Genomic DNA, 17,116 nt, shown 5'->3' with positions numbered 1-17,116 from the left:
CAGATCGCGATTTGCCTGCAATTAGCGATGGATGAGCGCAAGCCCCCTGATCTGTTCGATCAGGGCTGGGTCTTCCGCCAGAATGTATTCAAGATTGCGTCGGGCCGTGCGGGCATGCTCCCTGGCAATCGCCTCCGCGCGGCTGCCTTCGCGCGCCTCGATCGCGCTGACGAGCTCTCTGTGCTGGTCCTGCGCGGACCGGAGCGAACGGCGGAAGGCCGCAATATCCGCCTTGTCGGGCAGGAAAGCCGATGGCGAGGCAAAGGGTAGCGAACTTGCCCGCTCTACCTCACGCCGAATGATCTCGCTGCCGGCGAGCGCGGCGAGCTGATGGTGGAATTTCTCGTTCAGATCGGAATAGGCGTCGAAATCGACATCGTCGAGCTGCTCGCCGAAACAGTCGTCGAGCCTGAGCACGGTCCGCTTGATATCTTCTAGCGCATCGGGCGCAACGCCGCGCTCGGCCGCAAGTCTTGCCGCCATGCCTTCCATCACACCGCGCACTTCGATGGAATCGACCACATCCGCAAAACCGAAACGACGAACCACGAACCCGCCATTCGGCAGACGATCCAGCAGCCCCTCCTCAGTCAGTCGCGACATCGCCTCGCGCACCGGCGTACGCGAAATATCGAGCGCCTCCGCCAACGGAACTTCGAAGAGCCGCGTACCGCCCTGCAATTCGCCGCTCAAAATCTTTTCCCGCAACTCGATAACAGCGCGACGGCCATGCGTTGCGGCTTCACTCTGCTTCATCAGCGCCCTCCCAATCCCCGGCTAAATGTATATAGCAGCGCGAACGCATACAAAACCCCAGCCTAAATCAGCATGCTATCACAGAATTGTATGCATCATAGCAACACCCCCCTGTCAAAACAGTATTTATCGCAACAGAACGCAGCCGTCTCTTGACATGATGTATACATTTATGATGTCTGATTTACGGGAGGAAAAATAATGGCAACGCTCGTGCTCATTCCAGGGCTCGTGTCTGACGGCATTGTCTGGGCACCGCTTGCCGACGCCGTAGCGCATCGGATGCCAGTGCACGCGGCCAATGTTTCCCACACTTCCTCGATATTGGGCATGGCGGAGAGCGTTCTCGCCGACACTGAAGGCAACCTGATCGCCGTCGGCCATTCCATGGGCGGCCGTGTAGCCATGGAAATGGCACGCATCGCGCCGGATCGTATCCGAGGATTGGTGCTCGCCAACACCGGCCACCACCCGAAACGCGAGGGCGAGGAAATCAGGCGTCAGCAGATGATCGATCTCGGCCACCGCAGCATGGAGAGCCTGGCCGACGAGTGGCTGCCGCCCATGGTAAACCCTGCCAGTCTGTTGGATACCGGACTGATGACCAGCCTGCACGCTATGGTGCTGCGAGCCGGTCCTCATGTGCATGAGCGGCAAATCCGCGCGCTGATCGACCGACCGAATGCCGGCACTTATATGGCCGAACTCAGCTGCCCCATCCTGCTCGTCGCCGCGCGCCACGACGGCTGGAGCCCGATTACCCAGCATCAGGAAATCGCCGACGCGGCACCGAATACGGAACTCGTCATCATCGAAGATGCCGGCCACTTCGCCCCGGTGGAGCGGCCCGCCGAAGTTACGGCCGCAATCATCGGCTGGCTGACGCGCAGATTTGGAGGAGTGAATGCTTGAGAAGACCGCGACCATTCCCGATACGCCGCTCTTCGATCGAGCCGGCTCGATCCGTGGCTATCGGCTCAACAAGATGGCGATGGCGCTCAGTCAGCCGGAGAATCGCGAAGCCTTCAAAGCGGACGAAGATAGCTACCTCGCTCGGTTCGGCCTGGGTGACGAAGAGAAGACCGCTGTCAAAAATCGTGACTGGCGCGAAATGGTGCGCCTCGGCGGCAATCTGTTCTTCATCCTCAAGATCGCCGCTGTCGACCCGACGCCGATCACGGAGATCGGTGCCGCACAGGCCGGCATATCGCACGAGGATTTTCTCTACGGAAGATTGGGGAAGAAGAGACATGGCTAAGATCATCGGCGGCCTCGGAACAAGCACGTCCCCTCGATCGCCGCCGCACTCGACAAAGGCCTGCGCGACACGCCCGACTGGAAGCCTTTCTTCGACGGCTACGAGGCCGGCAAGCAGTGGATGCGCGAGGCGCGACCCGATATCGCCGTCGTTGCCTTCAACGATCACGGCAACAGCTTCTTCCTCGACCGTGTGCCGACCTTCGCCGTCGGCGTGGCGGAGACCTATCATCCGGTCGATGAAGGTTGGGGACCGCGGGCCATTCCGAGCTTCGAAGGCGCCGTCGATTTCTCCTGGCATTTCGTCGACAAGCTTGTCGAGCGTCATTTCGATCCGCTGATCTGCCGCGAAATCGAGGTCGATCACGGCCTGCAGGTGCCGATGGAGCTCTTCTTCGGCCGGCCGGAACGCTGGCCCGTCAAGGTCCTGCCGATCTGGGTGAACACAATCCAGTACCCGATCCCGACACCGCAGCGCTGCTGGGAGCTGGGCAAGGTGCTGCGTGAGGCAATTGAAAGCTGGCCGGGCGACGAACGCGTCGTCATCCTCGGTACCGGTGGCCTGTCGCACCAGCTTCAAAGTGCCCGCGCCGGATTCATCAACCAGGCAGCCGACCGCGCCTGGCTGAATGGCATTGCCATCAATCCGGAAACCTACAGCGCCATGAGCCGCGAAGATTACGTCGAGCAATTCGGTTCCGAAGGCGCCGAACTCATCATGTGGCTGGTCATGCGTGCTGCGATGGACGAGCGGGTCAACCTCATCCACAAGCACTATCATGCCCCGGCCTCCATGACCGGCGCCGGCATGGTCGTTCTGGAAAACGCCGCCTGATGCCCGCCTACTTCCTCATGCGCTGCCTGCATCACGCCGGTCAGGATGCGGCCCGCGATCTCCACCGGCCCGCTCATCGCGCCTGGGTGCAATCCGGTGGCGAGGGCCTTACGATCGTGTTGATCGGCTCTGCTCTCCAAGATGAGAACGATACCGCCATTGGCAATTTTGGCATATTGGAAGCGACCGGTATCTCAGAGGCGAAGGCCTTTGCAGAAGGCGACCCCTTCAACAAGGCAGGTATCGTGGCAAAGATCGAACTGACGGCGCTGCCCGCGACATTCCAGGCCGGACGCATCAGCGATCCGATGACGCCACGAGCATAGATCCGGGTTCCGCCAGGAGCGGTAGGGATGCCCCGGAGAGGGGCGATGAGGGGGCCGGCGAAGCAAGAGAGGGAACGGCCGGAACGCGAGGGACGGTCGCTTGCGAGCTACGGCCCCCTCACCCAAGCCGTGACGGACCCTTGCTTGCTCAGCTCTTGTCCGGCTTCAATCGAAGCTCCAGCACGCGTGCGACGGATTCTTCCAATCCTTCGGTCTGATCAACGCCGCAGCCGCCCATGCGCTCCTGCACTTCGGCGATCTCTGCCGCCAACCCGCCGCGAAGCCCGAGTGCATTGAGCGTTGCGGCACTCTCTCGCATTTCAGCCGCTCGCCGCCGGCCATGCCGGGTCGTCCGCTCCATCTGGTATTCGGCAAATTGCGGCCAGCTGAGACCGGGGAAAGAACCGGAGAGCGAGGAGAGGATTTCGTCGTAGCAACCGGATGCCTTTGCCGCGAGCAAAGCCTCGACGGTGATCGCCTCCAGTCCCTTCACGAAAAGCGAACGTACCATCTTGATCGCTGTCGCGGCACCGGGCGCTATGCCTACAATCTCGGCAGCAAAACCGAGGCCCAGAAGTTCAGGCAACAATCTTTCGGCCGGCGCTCCGGCAAGCAGTACCGGCGTCTGGTGCTTTCGCGGATGCACCGGCGCCATGACGGCCATATCGAGATAATCGCCGCCGGTCGCTTCCACAGCGGCGGCCGTTTCCCGCTTTCTGCCGGGAGAGACCGAATTGATATCGATCACCACCTGCCCTTGGCGCAGGTTCGGCAGGAGCGGCTCGATTGCCAGCAGGCTTTGATCGGCTGTGACGGCGCTGAACACCCAGTCAGCCGCCGAAAGCCCGGCAATAGTCTCCGAAATCTCGGCGCCGCGCGTCCGCATCGCGTCCCGCACGGCCTCTCCATTGGAGGCGAGCAGGATATCATAGGCAATGAAGCGCAGGTCAGGCCGGCTGAGTCCCTCGTGAAATGCCCTCGCCGCTTCGCCGTACCCAAGAAATCCGATCCTCATGCCAGCCTCCACCTGCAGGGGTCACGTCGCGCCCGCGTGCTGCGCCTATGCAAAGACATATCCATCAAAAAGCTTGCGAGCGGTGCGCAGCACGGCCGCACCAGTCACCACACCATCCCTGACCGTTGCAATCACGCTCATCTCGCCGGTCGGATGCTCGACCGAGATCAGCTTCTCGCCGCCATCGGGCACGACAGCCAGTTCTGCTGCCGGGCCTTCCGGCAGCAGGCAGGCCGTTGCCACACTGACGGCACCGAGCACGCCGATCGCATCATGGCAACGATGCGGAATGAAGGTGCGCGTCGAGATTGCACCGCCGGCTTTTGCAGGCGAGATCATGGTCATCTTCGGCACCGATTTCTTCGTGACATCACCGAGATTCATCTTCGGTCCGGCCTTTAGCCGGATCGCCTCAAGCTTCGACCGCAGTTCCTTATTGGCTTCGAGCTCGTCAGGCGTTTCCGTACCCGCGATGCCGAGATCGCTGGCCAGCATGACGACACAGGGCATACCGTTGTCGATCAGCGTGCACGCGATACCTTCCATGATATCGACCGCGTGCCCCGTCGGCAGAAGCGCACCGCAGCTCGAACCCGCGGTATCGGCAAAAGTGATCGGCACTGCAGCTGCCGCGCCCGGCACGCCGTCGATACGGGCATCCCCTGCATAGGTCACGCGACGACCCGGCGTTGATATCTTCGCGGTAGCGATCTGGCCGGTATTTTCCATGAAGATGCGCACATCCGTCTGCCCATCCCCAGCCTCGATCAGGCCGCGCTCGATGGCGAAGGGTCCGACACCGGCAAGGATGTTGCCGCAGTTCTGCGCATCGGTGACGATTGGCTCATCGACGAAAACCTGCAGGAAGAGGTAATCAACGTCGACGCCGAACCGCTCCGACCGTTTTATCACGGCCACCTTGGACGTCAGGGGGTCTGCACCTCCCATACCGTCGATCTGCCGTGGATCGGGCGACCCCATGACGCGGAGCAGAAAATCATCGCGGTCCTTCGGCAGGTCTTCTGCCAGAAAATAGCCGCCCTTGGACGTGCCGCCGCGCATCCACATGCAGCGTACACCCTCTGGCGCAATGGGCTTAGACATATTTCAGCCCCTTCTCCGCCAGTCGCTCCCGCATCTTATAGATATCAAGACCGAGTTCGCCGGCGGCAAGCCGCCGCCGCTTGTCTTCTTCTGCCGCAACACGCTGCTCCGCCTTTGCGGCAACCTCGGCCGCCTCTTCCCGCCGCACGACGCAGACCCCGTCGTCATCGGCGACCACAACGTCGCCGGGATTGACCAGCGCGCCGGCGCAGACGACTGGAATATTGACCGAACCCAGCGTCTCCTTGACCGTGCCCTGCGCAAAGATCGCCTTGGACCAGACCGGGAAATTCATCGTCTTGAGATCGGCAACGTCGCGCACACCGGCGTCGACCACGAGCCCGCGGCAGCCTCTTGCCATGGCCGACGTTGCCAAGAGATCGCCGAAATAGCCATCCTCGCAAGGGCTGGTCGGGGCGAGCAGCAGGAGATCTCCTTCCCTGATCTGTTCGATGGCCACATGCAGCATCCAGTTGTCGCCTGCAGGCGCGGAAATGGTAACGGCGCTCGCCGCAATCCTAGCGCCTGGATAAATCGGCCGCATGTAGCTCGCAAGCAGTCCCTTGCGACCCTGCGCCTCATGCACGGTCGCCACCCCGCAGGCAGCGAGGCGATCGATGACGGACTGCTCCGCCCGCTCGATGTTCTGAACGACGACACTCATCAGAGTTCATCCACGGTTCGCGGGAAGACGGACTGGAAGCCTTCAGCATGCGTCGCCTTGCGGCCGCCCGATTGACCGCCGGAATTGCGCATGAAGTGGTTGCCGCGGTTTTCTGCGACGTTCTTGTAATATTGCCAGAGGTGTTCCTGCCCCTCCATGCACTGGATCGCCGCCCACTTCTTCTCCCAGACCGGTGAAATATCGAGGAAGACGTCAGGCTTCCATTCCATCTGCTCGGTCTGGTGCGGCTCGAAGAGATAGAGCTGTGGTGCACCGAGGATCTTCTCGCCGGGATTATGCCCCCAGGCCTGCGCGATCATCCGAGCTTCGAGCGCCACCTGCGTCGCATACATGTGATCGGTATTGTAGGGATCCCACTTGGAATGGCTGAGCATGAATTCCGGCTGCACGGCACGGATCACATCGACCAGCCGGAACTTTGCCTCCTGATCGACGACCAGCGGATAGTCGCCGAGATCGAAGAACTGGATATCGTGCACACCAAGCGCCTTGGCCGCATTTTCGGCCTCGACGCGCCGCCCCGCCTTCACCTTCTCCAGCGTCATCCCGGCATTCTTCCAGAGCTTGGCGCTCTCGCCGCGTTCGCCGTAGGACAGGCAGAGGACGGTGACCTCGTAACCCTTTTCCTGATGCAGCGCGATCGCGCCGCCGCAGCGCCAGACGAAGTCCGCTGAATGGGCGCTGATGACCAAGGCCGTCTTTGCCATGAACTAGTCCTTCCTCGCCACAGGCGGCGTGCCATGCGTATGAAATGTTTCGATCGTCTTCAGGCCCCAGGCCTGACCCTTCTTGCGTTCCGTCTCCGTCCAGGTGACGGTCGGCCAGTCGGGCCTCAGGATCAGCCGCGCGCCGGCGTTGGCGAGCTCGACGCGATTGCCCGCCGGCTCCCAGACATAGAGGAAGAAGGTGCCCTGGATTGCGTGCTTGTGCGGTCCAGTTTCGATATGAACCCCGTTTTCCAGGAAGATATCTGCGGCACGCAGTATGTCCTCGCGCTGATCGACCGCATAGGTGACATGGTGGAAACGACCCCTCGCCCCCGTATGGTCCTCGGAATAGGCGATATCATAGGTCTTGTTGTTGACCGTGAACCAGCAGCCGCCAAGCCGTCCGTTGTCGAGCTGGATCTGCTCCGTCACCCGGCTGCCGAGCGCCCTGGTCATGAAATCACGGATCGCCCTGACATCGCTTGCAAGCAGATTGATATGATCGAGCCGACGCGGGCAGCAGCCACGGCCATGGTAGCGCTGCGCGATATTCTTCAGCGCCGGACGCTCGCCCTCGGGCGCCTCATAGATTTGCGTGTCGTAATAGAGCTCGAAAATATGGCCGTCCGGATCGGTGAAGCGATAGGCACGCCCATGCCCCGCATCGCCCTCCACCCAGCCGATACCGCAGCCCATCTTTTCGATCGCCTTCACCCGCCGTTCCAGGGCTTCCGGCGACCAGGTGCGATAGCCGACATGGCCGACACCGGTCGTATGGTGGCGCACAAGCTTCAACGTGTGGAATTCGTAATCGTCGAAGGCACGCAGATAGGCGACGCCGTCTTCGATCAGGCTGGGGGTGAGCCCGTAGACCCGCGTGAAGAAATCGAGGCTTTGCTCGAAACGGTCGCTATAGAGCTCCACATGCCCGAGATGGGCGACATCAAAGCAGGATTCGGTCATGCGACAAATCCCTGGTAGCCGCCTCGCCGGCCTTCAAAAATCTCATGATGATCCTCCTCGCGGGCGACCGCCTCCACATTCGTTTGCTGTCGAAAACACTAGGAAGGATGTCGGCAACAGACAATTTAGTTCTGCTGACGGGTCATAAGCTGGGGTTACAGATGACCATGGAAGCGGGCGGAAAGGACGGCCGCCAAAACTCTCCTCCGACGACCACCGACCCGGCCAGAAACTGTCGCGGATCAGGCCGCTTTCATGCAATTCAGTTCCCATTTCCGCGACAGAATGCATACTTATAATGCGATATGCCTGCTGAATTTCGGCAATTAATACGAATATCGACTCATAATGATTGAATTTGACTTTGTAATGTATACATTTTGAAGTGCGGAGGAGCGCTCGAAGGGAGCGAGGAAATGGCCTTACTAAATTTCGCCGGCAAGTCGAGAGGGCACGCTCCGGAACCGGAATTCGCAGACATGCTCGCCGGCTGGTCGATCGAGATCATGCCGCGCACCGCCGCTAAGATCGATGATTTCCGCGCGCTTCTGCCGATCGGGACACGTGTCTATATCGCACACCTCGACGGAACCCCGATCGAGGACATGGTGACGACGGCAAGGCGGCTGAACGCGCAGGGTTTTCCAGTCATGCCGCATATCCCGGCCCGCAGCATTCCCGATCGCAGCACGCTGGCAGAGTGGCTCGCACGCTACCGCAGCGAAGCCAATGTCCGCCAGGCGCTGCTGCTCGGCGGCGGCAGGGTTACGCCCATAGGCGATTTTCACAGCTCGATGCAATTGATCGAGACCGGCCTTTTCGATCATCACGGCTTCACGCATCTGCATTTTGCCGGCCATCCGGAGGGCAGCCGTGATGTCGATCCGGACGGATCGACTGCCCTTGCCGATCAGGCACTCCGCTGGAAGCAGGATTTCGCTTCTCGAACCGATGCGAAACTCGCCCTCACAACCCAGTTCACCTTCGACGCTCAACCTGTCATCGACTGGGCGGAGCGTATTCAGGAGGCCGGTGTCACAATGCCCATTCATATCGGCATCGCCGGCCCGGCAAAACTCCAGACATTGATCAAATACGCGATCTCCTGCGGTATCGGTCCATCCATGAAGGTGCTGCATAAGCGCGCCATGGACATAAGCAAACTGCTGCTTCCCTATGAACCAACCGATCTCGTCGCTGCCCTTGCCGATCATAAGGCGAGAAAGCCGGAAAGCCTCATCAGCCGGCTGCACATCTTCCCTCTAGGCGGCATCCAGGTGGCGGCAGACTGGATGAACAAACACCGTTCCGTCGAAACACCTATCGCGCTACCCTGATGGCGCCCGGCCGCGGGCTTTCAGGAAGATCCATGCCGACGCCGACCCATCCGAACCTCCGCCACATCAGGCTATTCGTCGCTTGCGCCGAGACCGGCTCGCTGACATCGGCGGCAGGTACCCTCGGCATCACCCAGCCGGCAGCCTCACAGGCCTTGCGACGACTGGAGGAGTTTCTGGACGCGCCCCTTATCGCGCGCGACGCCATGGCGCTAACGGCGGAAGGAACGATCGCCCTGCAGCGGTTGCGCCGCCTTTGTGACCTCATCCACCAGGCCTGTACGCTGATAGCAAAAGCGGCGAGCGGTATCATCGAAACGCGTCTGACGTGGTCGCACCTGCACGCCATCACGGGTTTTGCCGAGCACGGCAGTTTCAGCGCCGCTGCCCGCATGCTGGAACTATCAGAACCAGCCGTGCAGCGCGCCGCCCGCGAAGCAGAAGCTACGATCGGCATTCCCCTCTTCGAAAACTCCGGCAGGAATGTCCGCCTGACCTCCAACGGACTTTCCGCCGCTCGCTGGTTCAGCCTGACACTTTCCGAATTCGAAAGCCTGCGTGATGAACTCCTGGAGGCTCGCAACCACTATGCCGGCCGTATTTCGATCGGCACGCTGCCGCTGACCCGCACTTTCCTCGTACCCGACGTAATCGCTCTTCTCGCCAACCGCTATCCGCATGCGCGCTTCGAAATCATGGAAGGCAGTTATGAAGTCCTGATTGACGCCCTCGAGCGTGGCCGTATCGATATCCTCGTCGGCGCGTTGCGAAAGAACCTTGTCTCCAAGACACTGCGTCAGGAGCCACTCTTCGATTTCGAACTCAGCATCGTCGGACGGGCCGACCATCCGCTGAAACAGTGCCGGGAGATCGCTTCGAAGGATCTCGCGGACTATCCCTGGGTCGTCGCCCGCCGTGACACGCCTTCGCGCGAGACCTTCAACGCCATGGCCGCGAGCTTTCCTGCAGACAAGCCTGCACGCCAGAGCATCGAAACCGGGTCGCTCAATGCGATCAGGGGCGTGCTCCTGAAATCCGATCATCTGGCCCTGCTCTCCCGCCATCAGATCCGCTATGAACTGCAGGCGGGCTTCCTCTCCGTGATCAATTATCCGCTGCCGGCTTCCCGCCGCCCTGTCGGCGTCACGTTGCGCTGCCACTGGCTGCCGACAGCCCTTCAGGCAGAATTTCTGACTTTATTGAGGGAGTACTCGCTAGGGCTGGACTAGTCTTTGCGTCCCTCTTCCGGACTTTCGGCAAGCGACACAACGCAATATGTTGCTGCGCCTGACCCTCAGGGAAAGTGCATATGAGGCAAGAAAAATACCGCGTGCTCGTGACCAGCAATGCGCTGGCGAAACCAGCCTGCGAAAGATTGGAACAGGCTGGCATCTCACTCGAATTCACCAATGCGATGCCGGACGAGCGGGCTCTCCTCGAAGCCGTCAGTAAGCGACCGATCCACGCAATCCTGTTGCGCGGCAACCCGCCGATCACGCGCCGGATCATCGAAACGGCAACCTCTCTGAAGATCATCGCCAAGCACGGCGCTGGCGTCGATAGCGTCGATCTGCAAGCCGCCCGCGATGCCGGTGTCGCGGTCACGACGGCCGGGGAAGCCGGCGCCAGTGCGGTTGCCGAACTGGCGCTTTCGATGGTCATGGCTCTGGGCCGAGACTTACCGCGGCTGAGCGATCGCATGCGAAACGGTCATTGGGACCGAGGTGGGTATCAGAGCCGCGAACTTTCAGGCAGAACGCTTGGCATCGTCGGACTCGGCCTTATCGGCGGACGACTGGCGACAATGGCGCATGCGCTGGGCATGAGGGTGATTGCCGCGAGACCGGGTGGCGCACCGCGTACGGAAGGCCTTCCCGTGACCGCGGTTGCCTTCGAGGAGCTATTGGAAACAGCCGATATCATCAGCCTCCATTGCCCTGCAAAGCCGGAAACAGCGGGCCTTATCGGCGCGGCAGCGATCAGCCGGATGAAAGCAGGCGCGCTGCTGATCAACACAGCCCGCGGCGCATTGGTGGATGAGCGAGCCGTTGCCGCAGCGCTGCATTCCGGCAAGCTTGCGGGCGCTGCCTTCGACACTTTTTCGGAAGAGCCGATCAATCCGGAAAATCCGCTGCTGAAAGCGCCGAACGTCATCCTGACGCCGCATATCGCCTCGCAGACGACGGCTGCCGTCGAGCGGACGGGGCTTCAGACCGCAGACAACATCATTGCTGCACTGTGCGGGACGGAGGTCGAACCCGCATTCTGAACATCAATGGTTCCCCGCGTAACGCGAGGAGCCATCCCGTCAGACGGGTGCGCGCGGATCGTGCCGCGCGAGACGGCGCAGCAGATAATCGACCTCGGCGCGCGCCGTGGCACTGAGCGCACTTCCGGGTTTGCGTTGCGCATCCGAGGCGATGACACCCCGGCGCATGAGCACATGCTTGCGCACGGCGAGACCGATGCCGAGCTGCTGTTCATAGCGGATCAACGGCAGATGCGCGTCGAAAAGATCATGCGCGTCGTCACGTTTGCCGGCAGCAAAGAGGCCAACCAGTTCGACCAGCATATCGGGGAAACCGTAGCCGGTCATGGCGCCGTCCGCGCCGCGTTCCGGTTCGAAATCGAGGAACATGCCGCCATTGCCGCAAAGGATCGAGAAAGGCCGCAACTCGCCGGCTTTCTGCATGGCGCGCAGCTTCGAAATCTTCTCCAGCCCCGGCCAGTCCTCATGCTTGAGCATAACGCAGGAGGGGTGATCGGAAATGATCTTCGCAATCACGCTCGCCGACATAACGACCGTCAGCGTTAGCGGGTAATCCTGCAGTACCCAGGGAACGTCAGTACCGATGGCTTCGACCGCCTGCGCAAAATATTGGACGATCTGCTCGTCGGTGCGGAGCGCCGGTGGCGGCGCGATCATGACACCGGCGGCCCCCATGTCCATCGCATCCCGGGCAAGCGAGCGCATCGCCGCAAAACCCGGCGCCGAGACGCCGACGACGACCGGCACCGTCGAGCGACCGACGACCTGGCGGATGATCGCCCGCGATTCAGCGGGCTCCAGCTTCGGCGCTTCGCCCATGATACCGAGGATCGTCATGCCGGTGACGCCACTATCCTGATAGAAGTCGGTCAGCCGATCGATCGACGGCGGGTCGAGGGTGCCGTCCTGCAGGAACGGCGTGGTTGCGATTGCGTAGACGCCCTTTGCGTCGGTCCCGAAGCTCATTGTGCGTCCTTCCATGCCTGATAGCGTGCCTTTGTTTCGGCATTCATGGGATAGAGACCGGGAAGCGGTACGCCCCGGTCGATTTCGGTCATGATCCAGCCTTCCATACGCTCCTGTTCCGGCGCTTCGGCAAGCACGGCATCGAGGAGTCCCACCGGGATCAGCACTGCCCCGTCCTTATCGGCGACGACGACATCGCCAGGAAAGACTGCAACACCACCACAGGCGATCGGCTGTTGCCAGCCGACGAACGTCAATCCGGCAACGGAAGGCGGCGCCGCCATGCCGTCACACCAGACAGGCAATCCGCTGGCGAGCACGCCTTCCAGATCGCGCACCACGCCATCCGTAACGAGAGCCGCAACCTTGCGCTTCATCATCCGGGCACAGAGAATGTCGCCGAAGATGCCGGCATCCTGCACGCCCATCGCATCGACTACGGCGATACAACCTTCCGGCATATCCTCGATTGCCGCTCGCGTGGAGATTGGCGAGGCCCAGCTTTCGGGCGTTGCCAGATCCTCGCGCGCCGGCACGAAACGTAACGTGAAAGCGGGACCGACCACACGTTCCTGGCTAGGCTTCAACGGCTTGGTGCCGCGCATCCAGACATTCCTCAGCCCCTTTTTCAGGAGCACGGTCGTCAGCGTCGCCGTGGAGACGCCTTTCAGGGTCTCGATGGCTGCTGGATCGAGAGACATTTATCGCACCTCATATGCTCTGGATGAGCCCGCCATCGATGCGGATGACGGAGCCGGTAATATACGATGCACGCGGGCTCGCCAGAAAAGCAACCGTGTCCCCATATTCCTCCGGCCGCCCGTAACGCCCAACCGGGATGGAGGCGGTGCTTTCCGCGGTGACCTCTTCCACGGGCCGGTTCTCGCGCTTGGCCTTCTGTTCATCGAGAAAGGTAATGCGGCCGGTCGCGATACGCCCCGGCAACACAATATTGGCGGTGATCCCGTCGCGGCCGATCTCTCGGGCAAGCGTTTTCGACCAGCCGACCAGTGCCAGGCGCAGGCTGTTGGAGATCCCGAGATTGGCGATGGGCGCCACGACGCCCGAGGAGGTGGACGTGATGATACGACCCCAGCCGCGTGCCTTCATGCCGGGCAGCACCGCATCCGTCACGGCAATCACCGAGCGCACCATCATGTCGAAATATTTCGACCAGGTTTCGGCCGCCTGGCCGGCAGCCGGCGTCGGGGGCGGTCCACCCGTATTGTTGACGAGGATATCGACGGGTCCGAAAGCCTCGGAGACCGAAGCCAACCTTGCCTCGATCACGGAGAGATCGGCGATATCCCAGCCGATGGCCAGTGCCTTTCCCCCTGCGGCAACAATGCCTTCCGCCGTCTTTGCGGCAGCGGCCTCATCGATATCGGCAACGGCAACCCGAACGCCTTCGGCAGCCAGCGAGCGAGCGATCGCGCCACCCAATCCACCGCCTGCGCCAAAGACCAGCGCGGTCTTTCCATTCATTTGCATATCCAAGGCAGATACTCCTGTTCCGCTCGCATTATGGCGATCGCAAGAAGAAGAAAAATCTCGCCTTTTCTGATTTCAGAAGATAGAAAATCTATTCTTATGGAGACCCGCTTTCTCGATACTTTTCTTCTGGTTGCCGAACTTGGATCACTGGCGGAGGCCTCCCGCCGCCTTGGCATAACACCTGCCGCCGTTGCCCAGCGCATGCAGGCATTGGAAGACGATGTCGGCGTGCCACTGTTGACCCGCGTCGGCCGCCGCGTCCGGCCCACCGATACAGGTCACGCCATCATCGAAAAAAGCCGCAGGATTCTCGCTGAAGTCCGCGATCTGCGCAGCCTCGCCAATGCCGATCTGCCATCAGGCGAACTTCGCCTCGGCGCCATCACCACCGCGCTGACAGGCTTGCTGCCGTCCGCCTTGCATGAGGTCTTCGCCAGCATGCCGCTTGTCGAGGTCTTCTTGCTGCCCGGCCCCTCCACCGATCTCTATCAGAGGCTGATTGACAGGGATATCGACGCGGCGATCCTCGTGAAGCCGCCCTTCCTGATACCGAAGACATTGGAGTGGGAGCTCTTGCGGGCCGAACGCTTGGTTCTGCTCGCCCCCGCCGGTTGTCAGGGCGAGAACCCGCACGATCTTCTGAAAACCCGCCCCTTCATCCGCTACGATCGCAATAATTGGGGCGGACGCCTCGCCGATGAATATTTGCAGAAACAGGGCCTGAAGCCGGCCGAACGTCTGGAACTCGACTCGCTGGAAGCGATCTCGGTCATGGTTGCCAATGGGCTCGGTATTTCGCTGGTGCCGGATTGGGCGAGGCCCTGGCCGGAAGGCCTCAACATCGCCATCCTCGAACTGCCCGTGCCGTTCCCACCACGCGAGGTCGGTTTGCTGTGGCCGCGCAGTTCGCCATCCCGCCGGCTGACCGGCATCGTGCTCGATGCGCTGAAACGCTCGCAGACTGGTATCCGGCTATAGCCGTTATCCGCCGGAAACCAGGCTCTTCCGCTGATAGACATGAATGTAGTCGACCAGCAGATAGGACGGATTCGGCGTTTCATCGATCGGCCAGCCCGATCCGAGAGCCAAATTGACCAGCGGATAGAAGGGCATCTGGAATTCTGGCGGCGTATCGAAACTCCAGAGCGGCTTGCGGTCCAGATAGAAGGTTGATCTCTGCAGGCCGATATCGACACCGAACGTATGGTAGTCGTTGCTGAGCGAACCTTCGGGCACATTCGTCAAATGGCCGTCCGTCGTGTGCTGGTTGCTTGGGCGCCAGACGTGATAGCCCATGCTGAACTCGCCGGGCGCACGCCCGTAATATTCGATCACGTCGATCTCCGAGGTGAACTTGGAGCGATCGAGCCCAATCAGCCAGAAAGCCGGCCAGACACCCTTGCCAGGCGGCAGCTTCATGCGCGCTTCGAAATAGCCGAACTTCTGCGAGAAGCCCTCGCCCTTCGGATTGGTCGAGGCGAGCAGACCGGAACGCCATTTACCATCCGCCTCTTTCCGCGCCTCGATCCGCAAGATGCCATCATTGACCGTGAAGGGGAAACCATCCATCGGATCGGTAAAACGCGCATCCCCAAAATCACCGTTCCACGGTGTATGAGCAATCCAGCGTGATCCATTCTCGCCCCACGCCGAAACGTCGAGCGTGTTGAAGTCTTCGGCAAAGGTCATCTGGAAATTGTCAAGGTTGAGCGGCTCTTCTGCCTCGCTGGGCCGCGGGCCTGGTGGGCCGAAAAGGCCGATAACGATCAGAAGCGCAAATCGTCCGGCAAATTTCGCGTGATGCATTTTTCTCTCTCCCGGAGAACTCGACTCCGTCGCAGGGTTTTGCGATCCGGTCATGAAACGACAACCCCGTTTCGCCAGGGCGTGAACTTCCTGATGACGATGGCTTCCAGCCCGTCGGGTTGCCCGACGGTCTGCCACAGCAAGAGCGAACAGATCCAGAAGATCGCAAGCGCAGCGCCGGTGCAAAGGCCGACGCCGGCGATAAGCTCAATACCGAGAGGCATCGCAGTCAGGACAGGCTGAACCCAGAGCAGGAAACCGATCATCGGCAAGCTGGCTGCAAGCGGCCGAACGAATGCGTAAAGCTGTGCGCCGATCGAAGCGCCGATCAGCCGCTGTGTGATGAGAAGGCAGACGACATAGGCAACGACGGCGGCGATGACGCGCGCCACCAAGGCCCCGTCAAGCCCGAACATCACCACGCCGAGCACAGTAACCGGCGCCCTAACTGCAAATTCCGCGAACATCCGCAGAGCCACATAGCGGGTCTTGTCGAGAACCATCACGAGCGGCGGCATGATGGTCGTCGGCAGGCCGATCAGGCTGACGATGCAGAACCATTGCAGGATTGGTGCCGCAGAAGCCCATTTTTCGCCGACCACAATGCGCAGGATCGGTTCTGCCAGGAAAATGATGACCAGCAGAATGGGCGACGCCACGACCATGATCGCATTGGTCGCCTTCAGATAGGCGGTAATCTGTTTGCTCCGGTCGCTGACATTGGAAAATGCAGCCATCAACGGACGCATCAGCGGACCGACGAATGTTTGATAGGGAATGCCTGCGAGATTGTCCGCGACGCTGAATGCGCCATAGGTGGAAAGGCTTGTAAAGCGCGGCAGCAGCAGCCGGTCCATCTGCCAGTTGAGCGAGTTCAGAACCTGCGAAACTGTGTTCCAGCCAATCATGTCCTGGAAGTGCTTCCATTCCGAGAGGCTGAGCCTCGGCCGCATGGGCGCGAAGATATAGGAAACGATGGTCGCCGCCGTCGGTCCGGCGACGGCCCCGATCGCCAGTCCCCAGTAGCTGTCGGTCGCAAGCGCAACGCCAACGCCGAAGATCAACGTCGATCCCTTGGTAATAAGATCGAGGGCGAATTCGCGCCGGAAATCGAACCGCTGCATGAAGAGCACCATGCGTGGGCTGATCACGCTCCGCATCGCAGGTGCGATCGAGATCACGGCAACCAGAGAAAAAAGTCGCGGATCGTTGTAGATGAGAGCCATCGGCCAGGCGATGATGATCAGCAGCAGGCTGATCGCCGTGCCTCTGATGAGGCTTAATGTGAAGGCAGTGGCAAACATCCGCTCGGACGGCGCCGCAACGCGCACGAGCGCCTGGGTGAGCGGCAGGTCGAGGACCGCCTCGACGATGACAAGAACCGACGTGGCAATAGCGACGATCCCAAAATCGGCCGGACTCAGGAGCCTCGCGAGAATGAGCAGGCTCACGAAATCGAGCAGTCGTCCCAGGAATTTTCCGCTGATTGTCCAGATGCTTGCTGTCGCGGTCCTATGCGATATGCTCGACACGATCTATTCCTTGGCCATGTGCAACGAACCTCTTATGAGGAGCGCCGGAGTACCCGGCGCTCTG

Annotated in this window: 19 protein-coding genes; 8 read left to right on the top strand and 11 right to left on the bottom strand. The window is 61.0% G+C overall.

The annotated features are described in order from the left end of the window. Positions 1-21: 21 nt before the first annotated feature. On the bottom strand, positions 22-756 hold the full coding sequence (locus tag FHX08_RS00295) for a GntR family transcriptional regulator (protein ID WP_132653292.1): 735 nt from the start codon (positions 754-756) through the stop codon (positions 22-24). Positions 757-957: 201 nt separating this feature from the next. Here FHX08_RS00295 and FHX08_RS00290 point away from each other — a divergent pair, with 201 nt between their 5' ends. Genes FHX08_RS00290 through FHX08_RS00275 form a run of 4 tightly spaced genes read left to right on the top strand, consistent with a single transcriptional unit; the run spans position 958 to position 3,174 of the window. Further along, the gene (locus tag FHX08_RS00290; protein WP_132653291.1) at positions 958-1,668 is read left to right on the top strand and encodes an alpha/beta fold hydrolase; all 711 of its coding nucleotides are present in this window, start codon (positions 958-960) and stop codon (positions 1,666-1,668) included. Next, the gene (locus tag FHX08_RS00285; RefSeq protein ID WP_132653290.1) at positions 1,661-2,014 is read left to right on the top strand and encodes an extradiol ring-cleavage dioxygenase; all 354 of its coding nucleotides are present in this window, start codon (positions 1,661-1,663) and stop codon (positions 2,012-2,014) included. Before FHX08_RS00290 ends, FHX08_RS00285 begins: the two co-directional genes overlap by 8 nt. Before the next feature lie 36 nt (positions 2,015-2,050). Then, positions 2,051-2,848 (top strand): class III extradiol dioxygenase family protein, encoded by a 798-nt coding sequence (locus tag FHX08_RS00280; RefSeq protein WP_312862146.1) that lies wholly within the window; start codon positions 2,051-2,053, stop codon positions 2,846-2,848. Beyond that, positions 2,848-3,174, top strand: a complete 327-nt coding sequence (locus FHX08_RS00275; RefSeq protein WP_132653289.1) for a YciI family protein — start codon at positions 2,848-2,850, stop codon at positions 3,172-3,174. The genes FHX08_RS00280 and FHX08_RS00275 overlap by 1 nt, the downstream gene beginning before the upstream one ends. A gap of 148 nt (positions 3,175-3,322) precedes the next feature. On the opposite strand, the gene FHX08_RS00270 is transcribed toward FHX08_RS00275, so the two are convergent. Genes FHX08_RS00270 through FHX08_RS00250 form a run of 5 tightly spaced genes read right to left on the bottom strand, consistent with a single transcriptional unit; the run spans position 3,323 to position 7,648 of the window. Then, the gene (locus tag FHX08_RS00270) at positions 3,323-4,189 is read right to left on the bottom strand and encodes an NAD(P)-dependent oxidoreductase (RefSeq protein ID WP_132653288.1); all 867 of its coding nucleotides are present in this window, start codon (positions 4,187-4,189) and stop codon (positions 3,323-3,325) included. Between the two features lie 45 nt (positions 4,190-4,234). Then, entirely contained in the window at positions 4,235-5,281 is a 1,047-nt protein-coding gene (locus FHX08_RS00265; RefSeq protein WP_207896874.1) for a 4-oxalomesaconate tautomerase, read from the bottom strand. A 4-nt stretch (positions 5,282-5,285) separates the two neighbouring features. Beyond that, positions 5,286-5,957, bottom strand: a complete 672-nt coding sequence (locus FHX08_RS00260) for a 4-carboxy-4-hydroxy-2-oxoadipate aldolase/oxaloacetate decarboxylase (RefSeq protein ID WP_207896871.1) — start codon at positions 5,955-5,957, stop codon at positions 5,286-5,288. Further along, positions 5,957-6,685, bottom strand: coding sequence for a PIG-L deacetylase family protein (locus tag FHX08_RS00255; RefSeq protein WP_132653286.1), 729 nt, complete (start codon positions 6,683-6,685; stop codon positions 5,957-5,959). Before FHX08_RS00255 ends, FHX08_RS00260 begins: the two co-directional genes overlap by 1 nt. Before the next feature lie 3 nt (positions 6,686-6,688). Next, the gene (locus FHX08_RS00250) at positions 6,689-7,648 is read right to left on the bottom strand and encodes a VOC family protein (RefSeq protein WP_132653285.1); all 960 of its coding nucleotides are present in this window, start codon (positions 7,646-7,648) and stop codon (positions 6,689-6,691) included. A gap of 416 nt (positions 7,649-8,064) precedes the next feature. On the opposite strand from FHX08_RS00250, the gene FHX08_RS00245 reads away from it, so the two are divergent. The 3 genes from FHX08_RS00245 (at position 8,065) to FHX08_RS00235 (ending at position 11,254) form a co-directional block, all read left to right on the top strand. Beyond that, complete coding sequence (locus tag FHX08_RS00245) at positions 8,065-8,985, top strand: methylenetetrahydrofolate reductase (RefSeq protein WP_132653284.1); 921 nt, start codon at positions 8,065-8,067, stop codon at positions 8,983-8,985. A gap of 32 nt (positions 8,986-9,017) precedes the next feature. Beyond that, positions 9,018-10,214, top strand: a complete 1,197-nt coding sequence (locus FHX08_RS00240; protein ID WP_165911880.1) for a LysR family transcriptional regulator — start codon at positions 9,018-9,020, stop codon at positions 10,212-10,214. 80 nt (positions 10,215-10,294) lie between these two features. Then, positions 10,295-11,254, top strand: coding sequence for an NAD(P)-dependent oxidoreductase (locus FHX08_RS00235; RefSeq protein ID WP_132653282.1), 960 nt, complete (start codon positions 10,295-10,297; stop codon positions 11,252-11,254). A gap of 39 nt (positions 11,255-11,293) precedes the next feature. Here FHX08_RS00235 and FHX08_RS00230 read toward each other — a convergent pair whose 3' ends face one another. From FHX08_RS00230 to FHX08_RS00220, 3 genes are read right to left on the bottom strand one after another with little or no spacing between them, the layout of a single operon-like run. Beyond that, a complete protein-coding gene (locus tag FHX08_RS00230; protein ID WP_132653281.1) occupies positions 11,294-12,220 on the bottom strand; it encodes a dihydrodipicolinate synthase family protein in 927 nt (308 codons plus the stop codon). Continuing rightward, positions 12,217-12,921 carry a ribonuclease activity regulator RraA gene (locus FHX08_RS00225; RefSeq protein ID WP_132653280.1) on the bottom strand — a complete coding sequence of 235 codons (705 nt, stop codon included), beginning with the start codon at positions 12,919-12,921 and terminating at the stop codon, positions 12,217-12,219. The genes FHX08_RS00230 and FHX08_RS00225 overlap by 4 nt, the downstream gene beginning before the upstream one ends. A gap of 10 nt (positions 12,922-12,931) precedes the next feature. Next, positions 12,932-13,711 (bottom strand): SDR family oxidoreductase, encoded by a 780-nt coding sequence (locus FHX08_RS00220; protein ID WP_132654260.1) that lies wholly within the window; start codon positions 13,709-13,711, stop codon positions 12,932-12,934. 99 nt (positions 13,712-13,810) lie between these two features. On the opposite strand from FHX08_RS00220, the gene FHX08_RS00215 reads away from it, so the two are divergent. Then, entirely contained in the window at positions 13,811-14,692 is an 882-nt protein-coding gene (locus FHX08_RS00215) for a LysR family transcriptional regulator (protein ID WP_132653279.1), read from the top strand. A gap of 3 nt (positions 14,693-14,695) precedes the next feature. Here FHX08_RS00215 and FHX08_RS00210 read toward each other — a convergent pair whose 3' ends face one another. Continuing rightward, a complete protein-coding gene (locus FHX08_RS00210; protein WP_132653278.1) occupies positions 14,696-15,520 on the bottom strand; it encodes a glycoside hydrolase family 16 protein in 825 nt (274 codons plus the stop codon). Positions 15,521-15,570: 50 nt separating this feature from the next. Next, a complete protein-coding gene (locus tag FHX08_RS00205) occupies positions 15,571-17,052 on the bottom strand; it encodes a lipopolysaccharide biosynthesis protein (protein ID WP_184326760.1) in 1,482 nt (493 codons plus the stop codon). Between the last annotated feature and the right edge of the window lie 64 nt (positions 17,053-17,116).

Source organism: Rhizobium sp. BK529, assembly GCF_014194105.1.
GTDB lineage: Bacteria > Pseudomonadota > Alphaproteobacteria > Rhizobiales > Rhizobiaceae > Rhizobium.
This window is presented reverse-complemented; position numbering and strand designations above follow the sequence as displayed.